Origin of the sequence: Kibdelosporangium phytohabitans (assembly GCF_001302585.1) — a bacterium.
In the GTDB taxonomy this organism is placed as follows: Bacteria; Actinomycetota; Actinomycetes; order Mycobacteriales; family Pseudonocardiaceae; genus Kibdelosporangium; species Kibdelosporangium phytohabitans.
The window spans coordinates 7,394,587-7,410,087 of sequence record NZ_CP012752.1; the positions used below are offsets into that span (position 1 = coordinate 7,394,587).

The following is a 15,501-nucleotide window of genomic DNA, read 5'->3' on the forward strand; positions in this document are numbered from 1 at the left end:
GCCGGTGCGTCCTCGTGGGACGCGCCGGCGGCGGCGTGGTGTTCAGGCTCGGTTCAGCCGGTGCTGGATCGTGTCGAAGAAGGCCGTCTTGGCGATGGTGTACTTGTCGTAGTTCGATTCCCCGGCGTTGACCTCGACCAGGCCGCGCTTCATCCGCTCGTAGTCACCGCGCAGCGTCTCGTCGGAGCGCAGCAGGTCGCGGAACCGGGTCGTGTAGTGCCACCACGGCGAATCGAGTTGGCGGACGTGCAGGATCGCGTGCTGCCCGGGATCCGCCGAGGCGAAAAGCCTTTTCTCCCAGAAGTTCCCCTCACCCCTCGGGTTGTCGCGCAGCACGCCGGGCGAGTCGGGGGCGATCCCGGCCACGTCGACGAACCCGGCGCGGGCCACCGCGGCTTCGACCCCGTCGACGTCCTGCAGCGACGGGACGCCGATCTGCAGGTCGACGATGGGTTTCGCGGCCAGCCCCGGTACCGAGGTCGAGCCGATGTGGTCCCAGGCGTAGTCCGGCCTGGCCGCGAACCGGGCCAGGCGCCGCAGCAGCCGGTCCGCCGTCACGGCCCAGCCGGGGTTGTGCGGCTCGAGGCGCGGGGCGCCGAACTGGGCGATCCGGCCGTCCGCCAGGTTGCGGACGAGCTGGGACAGCCGGGTTTCCCACAGCCCACTGATGTCCTCTGTGGACGCGACGACCACGTCCGCGTCCGCCGACGGCTCCCCCACCGCGATCACCAGGCCCGCCTCGCCGACACCTGTCCACGTGATGCCCGGGTACTGCTCATCCGGTTGCGCACCGACCAGCGCCACCCTCACAGGCTGGCCCGCCAGCGACGTACCTCACCGTCCACGAGTTCCACTGAACCGACCTTACGCATGTACTGCAGGTGGGCGCCAGTTTCCGCGACCGCGCTGCGGCGCATGATGCCGCGCACGTTCTCCCAGCCACGCGACCACGTGAGCTTCTCGGTGATCTCCCACGTCGTGGCCTCGCCGTTGGCGTGCAGCACGGCGGAGATCTCGTCGCAGCGCTCCTGGTGGTGCTGGATCAGCGCGAGGGTCCGGCGTGCGACACCGCGGAAGCGGTATTCGTGCGCGGGCAGCACTTCCGCGTCGTCGAACTCGGCGATCCGTTCCAGTGACGCGATGTAGCTGGACAACGGGTTGTCGTCACCGATGCTCATCCCGATGTTCGGGCTGATCCTCGGCAGCACGTGATCGCCGGTGAGCAGCACGCCCCGGGCTTCGTCGTACAGGCAGATGTGGCCGGGCGTGTGTCCCGGCGTCCACACCGCGCGCATCGTGCGGGCACCGTGCGGCACGACGTCGCCGTCGTCCAGCAGGACGTCCGGCATCGCGAGGTCCATGAAGGGTTTCATGGCCTCACCGCTGAACTCCAGCTTCGCCGCGACGTCCGCGGGGATGCCGGAGGAACGCAGCCAGTCGCGGTCGTAGGAGGCCTCCGTGGTCTCGGCGAGACGCGCGGGCAGCACCTCCCGCTCGGCCGGGTGCATCGCGATCCACGCACCGGATTCCTGCTTCAGGCGTGCACTGAGCCCGTGGTGGTCCGCGTGCACGTGGGTGACGACGATACCGACCACATCGGACACCGACGCGCCCGCGGCGGCCAGACCCGCCACCAGTCCGTCCCACGTCTCCGGCGCGAACCAGCCCGGGTCGACGACCACGACGCCCTCGTCGGCGACAGACAGGTACGTGTTCGTGTAGCGCAGCGGGTTGTGCGGGATCGGCACGGGAACCGACCACAGGTCGTCCCTGACGCGCTCGACCGGTGGGATTTCCTTGCGTTTCCACGCTTCCCACTGGCTCCGGGTGCTGGGCTCGGCCGGGACAGTGCTCATGCGACGATTTCCGTGAGCGTGCGCAGCGTCTTGGCGTCCGCGTTCACCAGCAGTGTCGTGACCACGCTTTCCTTCCAGGCGGCGAGTTCGTCCTTGATCTTGGCCAGCGGCCCGATCAGCGAGATGTCCTCGACCATCCGGGTCGGCACGGCGGCGATCGCCTCGGCCTTGTGGCCGCCGAGGTAGAGCTCCTGGATCCTGGCGCACTCGGCCTCGTAGCCGAGGCGGGCGAACACGTCGAAGTGGAAGTTCGCGCCCTTGGCGCCCATGCCGCCGATGTACAGCCCGAGCATCGGGCGCACCCAGTCGGCGGCCTGCTCCACGTCGTCGTTGACGATGACCGGCAGGAACGCGGGGACTTCGAACGTGTCCCAGCTCCGGCGCGCACCGGGCTTGTCGAAGCCGTTCTGCAGGGCGGTCTTGTAGAAGTCGTTGCCGCGCGGGGAGAAGAACAGCGGCAGCCAGCCGTCGGCGATCTCGGCGGCCAGCGCGACGTTCTTCGGGCCCTCGGCGGCGAGGTAGATCGGGATGTCGGTGCGGAGCGGGTGCACCGTGGACTTCAGCGGCTTGCCGAGCCCGGCGCCACCCTGGTACGGCAACTGGTAGAACTGCCCGGAGAACTCGACCCGCTCCCGTGCGATGACCTTGCGCACGATCTCGACGTACTCACGCGTGCGCGCCAGCGGCTTCGGATAGGGCTGCCCGTACCAGCCTTCGACGACCTGCGGCCCGGACGCCCCGAGCCCGAGGACGAAGCGCCCACCGGACAGGTGGTCGAGGGTCAGCGCGGCCATGGCGGTGGCCGTGGGGGTCCGCGCGGACAGCTGGAGGATGTTGGTGCCGAGCCGGACGGTCTCGGTCTTCGCGCCCCACCAAGCCAAGGGGGTGAGGCAGTCGGAGCCGTACGCCTCCGCGGCCCAGATCGAGTCGAAGCCCAGCCGCTCCGCCTCGGCGATGGCCTCCTCGACGCCGGCCGGAGGGCCCGACGACCAGTAACCGGTGTGGAATCCGAGCTTCACCCGCGTCTCCCCACTACTCAATTTCTTGAGTAATCATATCCTTGAGTACCATCGCCGCAAGAGACGGGAGACGCATGGCACTTCGGCACGCACTGCTGGCAGCGCTGCTGGACCGCGAACTGAGCGGCTACCAGCTGAGCAAGCTGTTCGACCTGGCAGCGTCCTCGTTCTGGCACGCCTCGTCCCAGCAGCTCTACGCCGAACTGGCGAAACTCGAAGCGGACGGCCTGCTGACCGGCCACGAAGTGGTCCAGCACGGCCGCCCGAACAAGCGCGTGTTCGCCCTCACCGACACCGGCCGCGACGAACTGGCCAGGTTCACCGCGGCCCCCACGAAGCCGATCTCGATCCGCGACGACCTGATCGTGAAGGCCTACGCCGAGCACGCGGCCGACCCGAGCGTGCTGATCAAGCAACTGGACGAGCGCCTGACTCAGGCACGCGCCAAAGACGAGTTCCTCCAGGCTCAGCTGACACGGTTGCGCGACGGACTGTCCGAGCAGGAGTACCTGGCCACCGCCGAGAACATCGGGCCTTATCTCGCGGGTACCCGCGGCCGGATGTACCTCAAGGACGAGATCAGCTGGTGCGAGTGGGCCGCCGAGGTGCTACGAGGCCGTTGCTGACTGCTCGGCCGCGTGGAGCACTTCGCAGAGGAGGGCCTGGCAGTCGGCGACGCCCATGTGCTGGAGCAAGTCGGCGAGCCGGACGCCCGCGGTGTGCTCGACAACCTGTGAGATCTCCTCGAACGACCGCATGTCGTCGGAGACACCGGACTTGAACCCTTGGAGGACTGCCAGGTTCTCGTCCAGAGCCGCACGGTTGTCGTGCCACAAGATCATCGCCGCCGCGGCGAAGTGCGCCCAGACCGCCCAGCTGAACTCCCCGTACGAACGGTAGGCGAACATGGCCACACGATTGTGCAGGAACGCGATCAGCTTCGGATCCCGCGAAGGGTACGTCAACCGCAACGAGTCGAGCTGGATGTCGAGTGCGCGGTCCGAGTGGCCCAGTTTGTCCTCGGCTTCCGCCAACCTGGCGAAGACCTTGGCCAAGGTGCCCATGTCCTGGCCCTGGTCCCACACCTCGCGGCACCACAGCAACACGTTGCGCGCCTCGGCGACCATGCCGAGCTGCATCAGCGCGCGACTGCCGTTGTAGGCGGCAACGGCCTGATCCAATGCCGTGGCCCCGCGGCGACGCATCGACTCGATCAACTCGGTGTTGAAGTCCAGCGCCTGCCGCCACTGGCCCAGCCGTTCGGCGACGAGCGTGCCAGTGCTCAACAGGTTCTCGACCGGCGACCACACGGGAACGCTGAGCGGGTACCCACCACTGGCTTCCACAGCTCGCCACTCCGCGAGAAGACGGGTCACCGAAGCGAGCACGTCGTCGCCGCCGCGCCCAAGCAGCTCCATGATCCGGAGTCGGTGTGCGTCGTCCGTCAGCCGAACCGTCGGTCCGAGTCCGGCTTTCTCCGAGTACTCGGCCTTGCGGTCGAGCACATCCAGGGCCGCTTCGAGACGCCCCTCGTTGCGGTACAGACCCACCAAACTGTCGGCGACGATCGCCGCCCGCCCGAAGTCGCCGCGATCGAGTGCGAGGTTGAGCAGGTCGCGGAAGATGATCTCGGCCTGACCGGGGTCAAGGCGGCTGAGCACACCACCATGCGTACGAGCGACGACGAGCTCGTCCTGCGTCCCGCGGGTCGCCTCGGCCGCCGCGGAGGCGAAGGGCAGCAGGGTGGCCATCGTGGCCAGTGAGTAGTCACGCTGCAGAACCATCTGTATCGCGTTGTCGAGGTGCGGCCAGTTCCGCTGACGAAAGAGGTAGGGCGCGGCACCGATCGCGGCGTGCTGGACCGCGGCGCTGGACGACTCTTGCCCCTCGTGTTCGACGGCGAGGCTCATGATGTGGCGCCAGAACTTGCCCAGTTCGACGTCCACCGACGAGCGGAACCGGGAGTCCGCGTCGTCCCGGCCGGTTCCGGCGATTCCCGGGTGGATCCGGTAACCCTCGCCGTCAATCCCGACCACAGCGCGGTCGACGAGTGGCCCGAGCGCCTCGGCGATCGGCGGCGGGTCACCCGCACGGTGCGCCTGCCACAGGGCGGACCAGTTTTCCCGCACCACCGGCTCGTTCCTGTCGGCCTCTTCCACGCAGCACAGGAAATGGAACAGGACAACCGACTTGTCGGGCAACGTCGCCATGGTCACCGTGGTCCAGGTCTCCAGCACGGCGAAGTAGTCGTCGTCGCCGGCGACCGGCTCGTCCCCGCGGACGAACGCGTCGAGCCGAGCACCTCGGGCGTCCCACGTCGAATCGGCTTGGTCGAGGCGTTCGGTCAGCGTCGCCTTGTCGGCGGCGATCGCCTCGGCGAATTCGAGCAACTTCGGGTGTCCCTGGACGATCTGCAGCGTGCGCACGGCCAGTTCCGGCTCGTCGTCGATCAGCGCACGCAGATTCGGCCACTCGCGAGCCAGCAGAACCGACTCACGCAACGACAACGCGTGTACCGCCTCGCACAGCACCGAATCCCGCAGCCCCAGCGGTTTACGTCGTGAGGTGAGCACCAGGCGCGAGAAGCCCCTGTGGTTGGTCAGGGCGTGGATCAGCAGCGCCCAACGGTCATCACGCCACTCCCCCTTGTCGGTGAGCAACGACTCGACGTTGTCCAGGACGATGAGGACGCGGTTGTTCTCAAGCACCTCGGTCAGATTCGGCAACGCCGCACGCAACATGTCGATGTCGCCGATCCGGTGCACCAGCTTCAGGCCAGGCAGCTGGCGTTCCAAAGCCCGCACGAACCCGGCCAGTGCGGTGGCGATCTCGTGCCCCTCAGGCGGCGCGACATGCCACGCCATGAAAGGGAACGACTCCTGATGCGTGTACGCCAGCTCCACCGCACAAGAAGTCTTGCCCGCACCGGCCATCCCGTGGAACAGCACGCCCGAAGAACCGCTGCGCGGAGCCAAAGCGGTCGTGGCCCGTGTCATCGGGCCGACACGACCGACGAAGCGCTCCAACTGCTCGGGGAACTCCGCCAACTTCTGCCGATCGACCTTCAGCTCGACAGGTCCGCCCGGAGGCGGAACGAGCCGCAGATCACCGGAGCGGGCACCGAACAAGGTCGGGGTTGCCGCCGACAACGCGGGAATGGCAGCGGTGGGCGGGCCGGAGGTCACCTTGGACAGCGCGACGGCCAAAGCGCCTGCCACGGATTTGCCCTTGCCCAGCACCAGGTCGTAGAACCTCCCGGTCAACGCGATGGCGAAGTCGTCGACCACGGGATAGCGCATCGCCAGCACCGCGCAGTCCAGGCGCCGCAGGATCTCGGTCGCCACGGCGGGCAACGAACCCGCGGGCTCCGAAGTGGACCGGACCGCAGGCGACAGGCCGAGCAGTTGCAAGTGCTCAGTGGCCGTCACCGCGGCGGATTCGCAGGCCGACAACGTCACCAGCTTGATCTGGTCGCCGGCTTCGTCGAGCAGGTCGACCAACTCCGTGCTGGTGATCAGATCCCGGCTACCGGTGTCGTCCTCCAGGACCAGTCCCGCGGGCAGGCCGTGCCCGGACAGGTGCACGACATCCCATCCGGACTGCTCGAGCAGGGCCTCCTCCAAACGCTCACGAGTCGCCCCGTACTGCAGGACCCGCAGCTCGATGCCCTTCTCGTTCACCGCTGCGATCTCCCGCACCAGCCGCGTCAACGCGTGGCGTTCCTTGCGCAGGTTCAGAGCACCCGCGCCTTCCGGCAAGCTGAACACCGCCAGCATCCGCAGCCGGTCACCGACATCGGCCTTCGTGCGGGACGGGTGCGGCAGGTCGATCACGAACGACCCGCCGGCCAGCTCCCACGGCCGGTACGCCAGCAACCCGGCCTCAGGCGGCACCTCCAGCCGTACCGGCCCGCGAACCCCAGCCAGAACGTCGCCGAAGACACGCGACCGGACCCAATCGGCCACCTGAGCCGTGAGTTCGGCTTCGTGAGCCACCCGTCGGTCGGGAACGGCGTTCCATTTGAGGTACCGGTACAGATCCGTGAACGCCTCGTACTGCCACTCGGTCTCGTCGAGCGAGACCGAGTGGTCAGCGACGAACTCACCCGTGGACGTGGTCAGTCGCCAACGCCACTTCGTCGGACCGGCGTAGTCCAGCACCTCCAGGTGGGTCATAAGTGCCATGTCGGACGAAGGTGCGCGGTGTTAGCAACTACTCGTGACCACGTCGGCGAGACGAGCGATCTGGTCGGTGTGCGGCGACCAGCAGTAGAGCATCACCTCGTCGGCGCCGAGGTCGGCGAACGCCTTGATCGCGTCACGGACCTGTGCCGGGGTTGTCAGCAGGCGACCGAGCGCCCACTCGGCCTGATCGCCGTAGTAGGCCGAGATGTGCCGCCGGGCCTCGTCCTCAGCGGGGCCGACGGCGACGTTCACCTGAGCGACGAGACGTGGCGAGCCGGAGCGGCCCGCCTCGGCCCACGACGAGCGGACCGTGTCGAACAGTCCGCCGCACCACTCGACCGGTGCGGCGGCGAGGAATCCGTCGCCCCAGCGGGCGACGCGGGCCAGCGCGGCCGGTTTGAACGCGCCGAACAGGACTTCGGGACCACCGGGACGGCAGGGCGCCGGGCCGATGTCGCCGGTTGTCCAGATCCGGCGCATCTCGGCCATCTGCGTGTCCAGGCGGCGGCCACGGGTTTTGATGTCCGTGCCCGCCGCCTGGTGGTCGTCGGCGCGACCGCCGACACCGATCCCCAGTGTGAAGCGACCGCCGCAGATGCGGTCGAGGGTGGCGGCTTGCTTGGCCAGCAGCGCGGTTTCCCGCAGGGGCGCGAGCAGGACTTCGGTCTGCACACGGATCCTGGTGGTGGCACCGGCGATGGCGGCCAGGGTGATCAGGGGCTCGGGGTTGTCGTAGACGAGCCGGTCGAGCAGGCCCAGCGTGGAGAAGGGGCCTTCGTCGGACAGACGGGCCCAGTCGAGCAGGCGATCGGGGTCGGCGACAGGCAGACCAAGACCAACGTTGAACACGATTCGATCCTTTGATGAGGGCGTGCGACAGTTCTGCCGCCCCTCAGACGCCGGGATCCGGCGGTGCTCTCCATCTGCGGCTGCTGTCCGGGAGAGCGTGATCGCTTGAGTGACCTCACTCTACCGGGTGACCGGAACCGGTTTTCGGCACCGGCCCTGACCTGGCAACTCTGGCAACATCCCCCTCCGGTCGTCGGTTGTCGATCAACGCGGGGAGCGCGCAGGATCTTGCGCGTCCCGCCATTCGGAGCAGGAGGCCCTGCGTGATTCGTCGTAAATTGCCCGTGGCGCTGGCCCTAGCGGTCGTGTTCAGCTTCGTCGTGCTCACTCCGGGCACAGCGGGGCCGTCGTCGAGCGCACCCCCGCGCGCCTCGGCCGAGTACCAGGTCGAGGGTGTCAAGACCAGCGAACAGCGCAGCCGGATCGCCGCGACCGGTGCCGCGGTGACCTACGCCGAGCACGGTGTCGTCGGGGTCACCGCGACACCAGACGAGGTCGAGCAGATCAGACGGCTCGGCTTCACCGTCCGCACGCAGGCAGCGCCGACGCAGCCGGACATGGGCACGTTCGACTTCCCGCCCGCCGACTCGAAGTACCACACCTTCGCCGAGCTGACCGCCGAGGTGGACGCCGCCGCGAAGGCCTACCCGGCGATCGTGTCCAAGCAGGTGATCGGCGAGTCCCACGAGGGCCGCGACCTGATCGCCGTGAAGATCTCCGACAACGCCACGGCCGACGAGAACGAGCCGGAGGTGCTGTTCACCGCGCACCAGCACGCGCGCGAGCACCTGACCAAGGAGATGGCGCTCTACCTGCTCAAGCAGCTCACCACGGGGTACGGCAGCGACCAGCGGATCACCGGCGTCGTCAACTCGCGTGAGATCTGGCTGCTGCCCGACCTCAACCCGGACGGCGGCGAGTACGACATCGCGTCCGGCTCGTACCGGTCGTGGCGCAAGAACCGGCAGCCGAACCCGGGCTCGTCGAACGTGGGCACGGACATCAACCGCAACTGGGCGTTCAAGTGGGGCTGCTGCAACGGTTCGTCCGGCGGCACCGGCAGTGAGACCTACCGCGGCGCGGCGGCCGAGTCGGCGCCGGAGATCAAGGCGGTCGCCGACTTCGTGCGCGGCCGCAAGGTCGGCGGGGTGCAGCAGATCAGGACCGGTATCGACTTCCACACCTACAGCGAGCTGATCCTCTGGCCGTACGGCTACACGGCGGCCGACACCGCGCCGGGGATGACCGCGGACGACCAGGCGACGTTCGCCAAGATCGGCCGGGACATGGCGTCGACCAACAACTACACGCCTGAGCAGTCCTCCGACTTGTACGTCACCGACGGGTCGATCGACGACTGGCTGTGGGGCGACCAGAAGATCTTCGGCTACACCTTCGAGATGTACCCGACGGGGCCGGGCGGCGGCGGTTTCTACCCGCCGGACGAGGTGATCGAGCGGGAGACAGCCCGCAACAAGGAGGCTGTGCTGAGGCTGATCGAGATCTCCGACTGCCCGTACCGCGCGATCGGGAAACAGGCGCAGTACTGCGGTAGCTGACGGTCACCGCCTTTTCGGCAGGCGTGGGATTCACGGCAATCGACGCAGGCGCCATCACCACGGAATAGGTCGCTTTTGCCGGTTTGCCGGGCTGGTGGCCTTTTCACCCGGTTGCTCTGTTCGGGCGACACACTTGCACCGGTTGGCGGGACGATGCTACTCATCGGTAGATATGCGATCCGACAGCGTTGAGACGCGAGCGGTCGTGCGCCATCCACCCGAGCGGGTCTGGGAGGTGATCAGCGACCCCGAGCTGTACCCACGGTATGTGCCTGGGCTCAGTTGGTGTGAGCGCTTGACGCAGCACCACGGCCGGGGTGCGCGCTACCTGACGCGCGTCGGGTTCGACGACGAGGTCGAGATCACGATGTTCCGGCACGCCGAGCACCTCGCGTGGTCGAGCACGCATCGGCAGACCCACCGGCTGTCGATCATGCTCAAGCCGGCCCCGCGCGGCGGTACCGAGATCAACATCATGCTCACGCTGCTGGTCGACGCGTTCAGTGCGAACACAGTGCGGCGCAACGTGGAGGGGGCGCTCGTGCGGCTGCGCGACCACCTCGACGGCGCGCCGGTCGCGTTGCCGCCCGTGCCGCGTGATCCGGCGACAGCGCGGGGTTCGACGCTCAGCATCGCGAAAACCCTGGCCAAGGCCGGCGCGCTGGCGCCGGGACGGCCGGACCGGATGCTCAGGCAGCTGGCGCAGCTGACCAAGTGGGGCGCCACCATCGCCGGTGGCTACCAGGCGTCGGCCGTGCGCATCCCGAACGAGATCGCCTACCACGACGAGTTGACGTCCCACTCCTTCGCCGATGTCGAGGAGCGGACGAACCGGATGGCGAACCTGCTGGCCAAGTACTGGGTGACCGAGGGGTCCCGGGTCGCGCTGATGTGCCGCAACCACGGCACGATGCTGGAGGCGTTCATCGCGTGCGGCAAGCTCGGCGCGGACGTGCTGCTGATGAACACCGGGCTGGGCGGGGCCCAGATCGCCGAGGTCATCCGCCAGCACGACCCGGCGCTGCTGATGGTCGACGACGAGTTCACGAACCTCACCGCGTACCTGCCGCAGTCACTGCCACGCATCCGCACGTGGGCGGAGCCGTTCGGGCGCGGCCCGAACGTCGAGGAGCTGATCGCGCACGGCAACCCGGACCGGATCACGCCGCCGAAGAAGCCGGGCCGGGTCGTGGTGCTGACCTCGGGCACGTCGGGCACGCCGAAGGGCGCCAGGCGGCCGACCCCGCGGGGCCTGGGCAACGCGGCGGCGGTGCTGTCCCGGATTCCGTTGCGCGCCGGGGAGAAGATGCTCGTCGCCGCGCCGATGTTCCACACGTGGGGGCTGGCCGCGATCCAGCTCGGTATGCCGTTGCGCTCCACTTTGGTGTTGCAACGCCGGTTCCACCCGCAGTCGGCGTTGCAGGCGATCCAGGAACATCGTTGCACGTCGATGTTCGCCGTGCCGATCATGTTGCAGCGCATGGTGGATCTGCCGCAGGCCGTGCGTGACCGCTACGACACGTCGTCGTTGCGGGTCGTGGCCAGCAGCGGGTCGGCTCTACCGGGGCGGCTGGCCGACAAGTTCATGGACGCCTTCGGGGACATCCTCTACAACCTTTACGGCTCAACGGAGGTGTCGTGGGGAACCATCGCGACTCCGGCGGACATGCGGGCCGCGCGGACGACCGCGGGCATGCCTCCATTGGGGACACGGATCGCGATCCTCGACGGCAGAGGGGCGCCGACGCCGCCCGGGGTGGTCGGGCGGATCTTCGTCGGCAACGACATGCTCTTCGACGGCTACACCAACGGCGCGAATCTCGCGTTGAGACATTCCCTGATGGACACGGGAGACCGCGGCTACCTCGATGCCGACGGTCGCCTGTTCGTCGAGGGGCGTGACGACGAGATGATCGTGTCGGGTGGCGAGAACGTGTTCCCCGGCCCGGTCGAGGAGGTGCTGACCGCACTCCCCCAGGTGCTCGAAGCCGCCGTGGTCGGCGTGCCGGACCACGAGTACGGGCAGCGCCTGGCCGCGTACCTGGTGCTCAGGCCAGGCGCGCGACTGGACGCCGACTTCGTGCGCCGTTACGTGCACGAGCGGCTGGCGCGCTTCGCCGTCCCCCGTGACGTTGTTTTCGTCGGGGATCTGCCGCGCAACGCGACGGGCAAGATCCTGCGGCAGATCCTCGAGGACGGTCACTGGTAGCGACAGCCCGGTTCCGGATTGGCATTGACGTATTGGTCTAGTCCACTCTACTTTGAAGTGGTTCGACCAACCGCCGGCCAGGCGCGGGCTCCGCGGTTCCCTGCTGGGTGCGGTGCATCGCTGCACCGCGTCACCTACGGAGAACTCATGTCCAAGTCTCCATGGCGGAGGTTCCTCACTCTCGCCAGCGCACTCGTCACGGCGTTGGGCGTCGTGACCGTCTCGCCGACCGCGACAGCACCAGCCGAGGCCGCGCCGAGCGGCAACGTGCTGGGCTACTTCGCGCAATGGGGCGTCTACCAGCGCAACTACCACGTCAAGAACATCAAGACCAGCGGCGCGGCGACCAAGCTGACGCACATCAACTACGCGTTCGGCAACGTCGTCAACGGCCAGTGCGTGCTCGGCGACACCTACGCCGACTACGACAGGTTCTACGACGCGGGGTCCAGTGTGGACGGTGTGGCCGACACGTGGGACGCCGGTGCGCTGCGCGGCAACTTCGGCCAGCTCAAGCGGCTCAAGAAGCTGCACCCGCAGATCAAGGTGATCTTCTCGTTCGGCGGCTGGACCTGGTCCGGCGGCTTCGCGCAGGCCGCGAAGAACCCGGCGGCGTTCGCCAACTCCTGCTACAACCTCCTCAACGACTCACGCTGGGCAGGCGTGTTCGACGGGATCGACATCGACTGGGAGTACCCGAACGCGTGCGGCCTGACCTGCGACACGAGCGGGCCGGAGGCGTTGACCAAGCTGGCGCAGGCGTTGCGCGCCAAGTTCGGCTCCAAGCTGGTCACCGCCGCGATCACGGCCGACGCGTCGGAGGGCGGCAAGATCGACAAGGCGAACTACGCGTCCGCCGCGCAGTACTTCGACTGGTACAACGTGATGACGTACGACTTCTTCGGCGCGTGGGCCGCTCAGGGCCCGACCGCACCGCACTCGCCGTTGACCTCGTACACCGGCATCCCCCAGGCCGGGTTCAACACCGCCGACGCCATCGCCAAGCTGAAGGCCAAGGGCGTGCCCTCCAGCAAGTTGTGGATCGGCATCGGTTTCTACGGCCGTGGCTGGACCGGCGTGACACAGGCGACGCCGGGCGGCACCGCGACCGGCGCCGCGCCGGGCACGTACGAAGCCGGGATCGAGGACTACAAGGTTCTCAAGACCCGCTGCCCGTCCACCGGGACGATCGCCGGGACGGCGTACGCCAAGTGCGGGTCGCAGTGGTGGAGCTACGACACCCCCGCGACCATCGCCGGGAAGATGAGCTGGGCCAAGGGTCAGGGACTGGGCGGTTCCTTCTTCTGGGAGCTGTCCGGCGACACCACCAACGGTGAACTCGTCACCGCGATGAAGAACGGCTGACCGGGGTAAGAGAGGGGGCGCGGCACCTCCACCCGCGCCCCCGCATGAAAAAACCGGGCGGACTTCTCCAGTCCGCCCGGTCAAACCCGTGACACAGCTCAGGCCGCGGCGCTCGCCGCGCACAGCCTGCGGGCCGTCGCGATCACCGCGTACGCCGAGGGGAGCATCTGGTGCGGTCGCGGCTCGCTGATCCAGCGCCATCCCCCGTCGCCGGACTCGGTCGGCACGACCGTGTACGCGCCCGCCCCCGCGTGGCGCACTTCGCGGCCATCCAGCCCGTCCACGAGGTCCCCACGCATCATGGTCGCGGCCTGGGTGAGAAACGTCCAGCGCCCGCCGTCCGGGTGGGCGATCACAGGTCCGGACAGCATCGCGATGCCCAGCTGCTGGTTCACCTGATCCGCCAGGCCGGCAGGCATGGTGATCGCGTCGAGCACCTGACCGAGGGCCACGGCCAGCTGGCGCTGACCGACCTGGACGGCCACCGGCCAGCCGAAGGTTTCCTCGTAGTGGGCCCTGGCCGCGGCCAGCTCACGCAGCCATGCCGGAGCCGGTTGAGTCATCGTTGTCATTACAGATCCCCTATACCCCTGTTCGCCTGTTGCTCCATCCGAGCGATCCCCGTATCGCCTGGCTCCATGGTACGTCACGAAACGTGACGCTGAACACAGATAAGGCCCCCTAACCCGAGTCAGGGGGCCCTACGTGCAACGGTTGATGCGAACCCGCAGGTCAGCGGGCTATGATGCGCCGGTTCGCGCGACACGCCGGACGCTTCGCTCGGTCATCGCCCCGAAGAGCAGGCCGATCCCGGCCCACAGGACCAGCTGAGTGCCCAATGAGGCGATCCTGAAGTTCCAGAGCAGGCTGGCCGGGAATCCGGCGGGCACCTCGTTGATCCTGGGCAGCAGCAGGGTCAGCACGGCGAGGACGACGACGTAGCCGAGCACACCGAGCAATGCCGAGTTCCACCCGCCGAGGCGCGGTTCGAGGCGACGCGCGACCACGGTGGCGCCGACCGCGACCACCACCGAGATCAGCACCAGCACGAAGTACAGGCTGGTTCGCTCGCTGATGGTGCCCTGCTGGCCGACCGCCGGTGGATTGGACGGGTACTTCAGGAACGGCACCAGGAAGACGGTCAGGAACGCGCCGACTCCCAGCACAGCTGCCGTCGCGCGGGCGCTGAGGTTGCCGATCCGGCCGTACGCGAACGCGAACGCGAGCGCGAACAACCCGCCGAACGCCAAGCCGTACGCGCCCGTCGCCACCGCGAGACCCGCGGTGCTCTGCACGCCCCGGCTGACGACTTCCTCTTCCCCGCCGCCGTGCTCGTGCCCGGCGTCCGGGGGCGCCGCCTGCGACTCCTCGACCGCGATGGCGTTGTCGACCTGCGGCTCACCGAAGACCGAGGCGAAGACGAACGCGAGCACAGCGGCGAGCAGTCCGGCGAGCATGCCCCGGACGAGGAGGTTTCCAATTTTCATGTGGATGCCGCGTCCCCTCAGTGGCAGGGGAAGCCCAGCAAGTGGCGTCCGTCGTGGACGAACTCGTGGATGACGCTGTCCGCACCCTGCGCGCTGCCGACGAAGTAGAGCATCAGCAAGGCGACGATCGCGGTGAACACAGCCCACGGCAGGATCTGTCGAATGGGGATGCGGATGGGAACCGGTACGGGAATTGCTGCGGTAGTCACCGGTGTGACCTCCTCGGGCTGACGCGACCCATGGGGCTTCTCGTGGCCGCCGGAGTGTCTGACTTGCGGGTGGGTGCCCGCATACAGTGGCGCGACCGTGCCGGGTTCTCACCGGCTTACTCCGACGAATGGCCAGAGGACCGTAGGCAGGAGCCTGAGATCGTGTCAACGCCAGGAGAGACTGCTCACCCGAATGCCGCCACGAGGCTCACGTTGATCAGCCACGCGGCCACCTCCGCGACTCGCGGTACGAGATTCCCCGACGACGAGCCTCTGGAACGACCAGGTGATTCGCCCGTTGCGGACATTGGGCGTTTCACCCGTTTCCACACCGGCCCCGAGACCCGCTGCCGCCAGACCGCGACCGCGTTCGGCTGGGACGCGACCGTCGACGAGGCATTGGCCGATCTGGACTTCGGACACTGGCGCGGGCGTGCGCTCGACGATGTCACGGACTTCTCCTGGCTGACCGATCCCACGGCGGCGCCTCACGGCGGCGAGTCCGTGAGCGACGTGCTGACCCGCGTGGGTGGTTGGCTGGATGGCTTGCGCAGCACCGGAGAACGCGTTGCGGCGGTGACGCACCCGGCGGTTGTCCGTGCCGCGGTCGTGCACGTGCTGGCCGCGCCCGCCCAGGCTTTCTGGCGGATAGACGTCTCTCCCCTGTCGGTCACGCGCCTGTCCGTCTCGGGGTCGAACTGGACATTGCGGGAAACCGGCCACGCGGTAAATCAGTAACCAACTCTAGGCCGTCCCGAGGTCAA

13 protein-coding genes are annotated in these 15,501 nt (G+C 68.1%); 5 read left to right on the plus strand and 8 right to left on the minus strand.

What is annotated here, in order from left to right; all coding sequences use genetic code 11:
- Window positions 1-42: 42 nt before the first annotated feature.
- Genes AOZ06_RS33250 through AOZ06_RS33260 form a run of 3 tightly spaced genes read right to left on the minus strand, consistent with a single transcriptional unit; the run spans window position 43 to window position 2,875 of the window.
- On the minus strand, window positions 43-804 hold the full coding sequence (locus AOZ06_RS33250; protein ID WP_054293003.1) for a GrpB family protein: 762 nt from the start codon (window positions 802-804) through the stop codon (window positions 43-45).
- Between the two features lie 2 nt (window positions 805-806).
- Window positions 807-1,856 (minus strand): MBL fold metallo-hydrolase, encoded by a 1,050-nt coding sequence (locus tag AOZ06_RS33255; RefSeq protein ID WP_054293004.1) that lies wholly within the window; start codon window positions 1,854-1,856, stop codon window positions 807-809.
- On the minus strand, window positions 1,853-2,875 hold the full coding sequence (locus tag AOZ06_RS33260; protein WP_054293005.1) for an LLM class F420-dependent oxidoreductase: 1,023 nt from the start codon (window positions 2,873-2,875) through the stop codon (window positions 1,853-1,855). Before AOZ06_RS33260 ends, AOZ06_RS33255 begins: the two co-directional genes overlap by 4 nt.
- 74 nt (window positions 2,876-2,949) lie before the next feature.
- Between AOZ06_RS33260 and AOZ06_RS33265 the strand changes: the two genes are divergently transcribed.
- Complete coding sequence (locus AOZ06_RS33265) at window positions 2,950-3,501, plus strand: PadR family transcriptional regulator (protein ID WP_054293006.1); 552 nt, start codon at window positions 2,950-2,952, stop codon at window positions 3,499-3,501.
- Here the strand turns inward: AOZ06_RS33265 and AOZ06_RS33270 are convergent.
- Together AOZ06_RS33270 and AOZ06_RS33275 are read right to left on the minus strand one after the other, a co-directional pair.
- Window positions 3,484-7,059, minus strand: a complete 3,576-nt coding sequence (locus AOZ06_RS33270) for a CHAT domain-containing protein (RefSeq protein ID WP_083472097.1) — start codon at window positions 7,057-7,059, stop codon at window positions 3,484-3,486. The two genes, AOZ06_RS33265 and AOZ06_RS33270, sit on opposite strands and share 18 nt — an antisense overlap.
- Before the next feature lie 21 nt (window positions 7,060-7,080).
- A complete protein-coding gene (locus AOZ06_RS33275; RefSeq protein WP_054293008.1) occupies window positions 7,081-7,908 on the minus strand; it encodes an LLM class flavin-dependent oxidoreductase in 828 nt (275 codons plus the stop codon).
- Window positions 7,909-8,174: 266 nt separating this feature from the next.
- On the opposite strand from AOZ06_RS33275, the gene AOZ06_RS33280 reads away from it, so the two are divergent.
- From AOZ06_RS33280 to AOZ06_RS33290, 3 genes are all read left to right on the plus strand, one after another.
- Window positions 8,175-9,467 (plus strand): M14 family metallopeptidase, encoded by a 1,293-nt coding sequence (locus AOZ06_RS33280; protein WP_083472783.1) that lies wholly within the window; start codon window positions 8,175-8,177, stop codon window positions 9,465-9,467.
- Between the two features lie 172 nt (window positions 9,468-9,639).
- The gene (locus tag AOZ06_RS33285) at window positions 9,640-11,676 is read left to right on the plus strand and encodes an AMP-binding protein (protein WP_054293010.1); all 2,037 of its coding nucleotides are present in this window, start codon (window positions 9,640-9,642) and stop codon (window positions 11,674-11,676) included.
- A gap of 147 nt (window positions 11,677-11,823) precedes the next feature.
- Window positions 11,824-13,041: a glycoside hydrolase family 18 protein gene (locus AOZ06_RS33290; protein WP_054293011.1), complete on the plus strand. Its 1,218-nt coding sequence runs from the start codon at window positions 11,824-11,826 to the stop codon at window positions 13,039-13,041.
- Window positions 13,042-13,139: 98 nt separating this feature from the next.
- Here AOZ06_RS33290 and AOZ06_RS33295 read toward each other — a convergent pair whose 3' ends face one another.
- The 3 genes from AOZ06_RS33295 to AOZ06_RS33305 form a co-directional block, all read right to left on the minus strand.
- Window positions 13,140-13,604, minus strand: coding sequence for a hypothetical protein (locus tag AOZ06_RS33295; protein ID WP_054293012.1), 465 nt, complete (start codon window positions 13,602-13,604; stop codon window positions 13,140-13,142).
- 177 nt (window positions 13,605-13,781) lie between these two features.
- Window positions 13,782-14,528: a CbtA family protein gene (locus AOZ06_RS33300; RefSeq protein ID WP_054293013.1), complete on the minus strand. Its 747-nt coding sequence runs from the start codon at window positions 14,526-14,528 to the stop codon at window positions 13,782-13,784.
- Window positions 14,529-14,545: 17 nt separating this feature from the next.
- A complete protein-coding gene (locus AOZ06_RS33305) occupies window positions 14,546-14,737 on the minus strand; it encodes a CbtB domain-containing protein (protein ID WP_054293014.1) in 192 nt (63 codons plus the stop codon).
- 162 nt (window positions 14,738-14,899) lie between these two features.
- Between AOZ06_RS33305 and AOZ06_RS33310 the strand changes: the two genes are divergently transcribed.
- The gene (locus tag AOZ06_RS33310) at window positions 14,900-15,475 is read left to right on the plus strand and encodes a histidine phosphatase family protein (protein WP_054297097.1); all 576 of its coding nucleotides are present in this window, start codon (window positions 14,900-14,902) and stop codon (window positions 15,473-15,475) included.
- Window positions 15,476-15,501 lie beyond the last annotated feature (26 nt).

What these genes read in the sequence shown, in the direction of transcription:
- AOZ06_RS33300 (WP_054293013.1), bottom strand. Translation starts at nt 14,528, where the DNA reads ATGAAAATTGGAAACCTCCTCGTCCGGGGCATGCTCGCCGGACTGCTC.
- AOZ06_RS33255 (WP_054293004.1), bottom strand. Translation starts at nt 1,856, where the DNA reads ATGAGCACTGTCCCGGCCGAGCCCAGCACCCGGAGCCAGTGGGAAGCG.
- AOZ06_RS33285 (WP_054293010.1), top strand. Translation starts at nt 9,640, where the DNA reads ATGCGATCCGACAGCGTTGAGACGCGAGCGGTCGTGCGCCATCCACCC.
- AOZ06_RS33295 (WP_054293012.1), bottom strand. Translation starts at nt 13,604, where the DNA reads ATGACTCAACCGGCTCCGGCATGGCTGCGTGAGCTGGCCGCGGCCAGG.
- AOZ06_RS33265 (WP_054293006.1), top strand. Translation starts at nt 2,950, where the DNA reads ATGGCACTTCGGCACGCACTGCTGGCAGCGCTGCTGGACCGCGAACTG.
- AOZ06_RS33270 (WP_083472097.1), bottom strand. Translation starts at nt 7,059, where the DNA reads ATGGCACTTATGACCCACCTGGAGGTGCTGGACTACGCCGGTCCGACG.
- AOZ06_RS33290 (WP_054293011.1), top strand. Translation starts at nt 11,824, where the DNA reads ATGTCCAAGTCTCCATGGCGGAGGTTCCTCACTCTCGCCAGCGCACTC.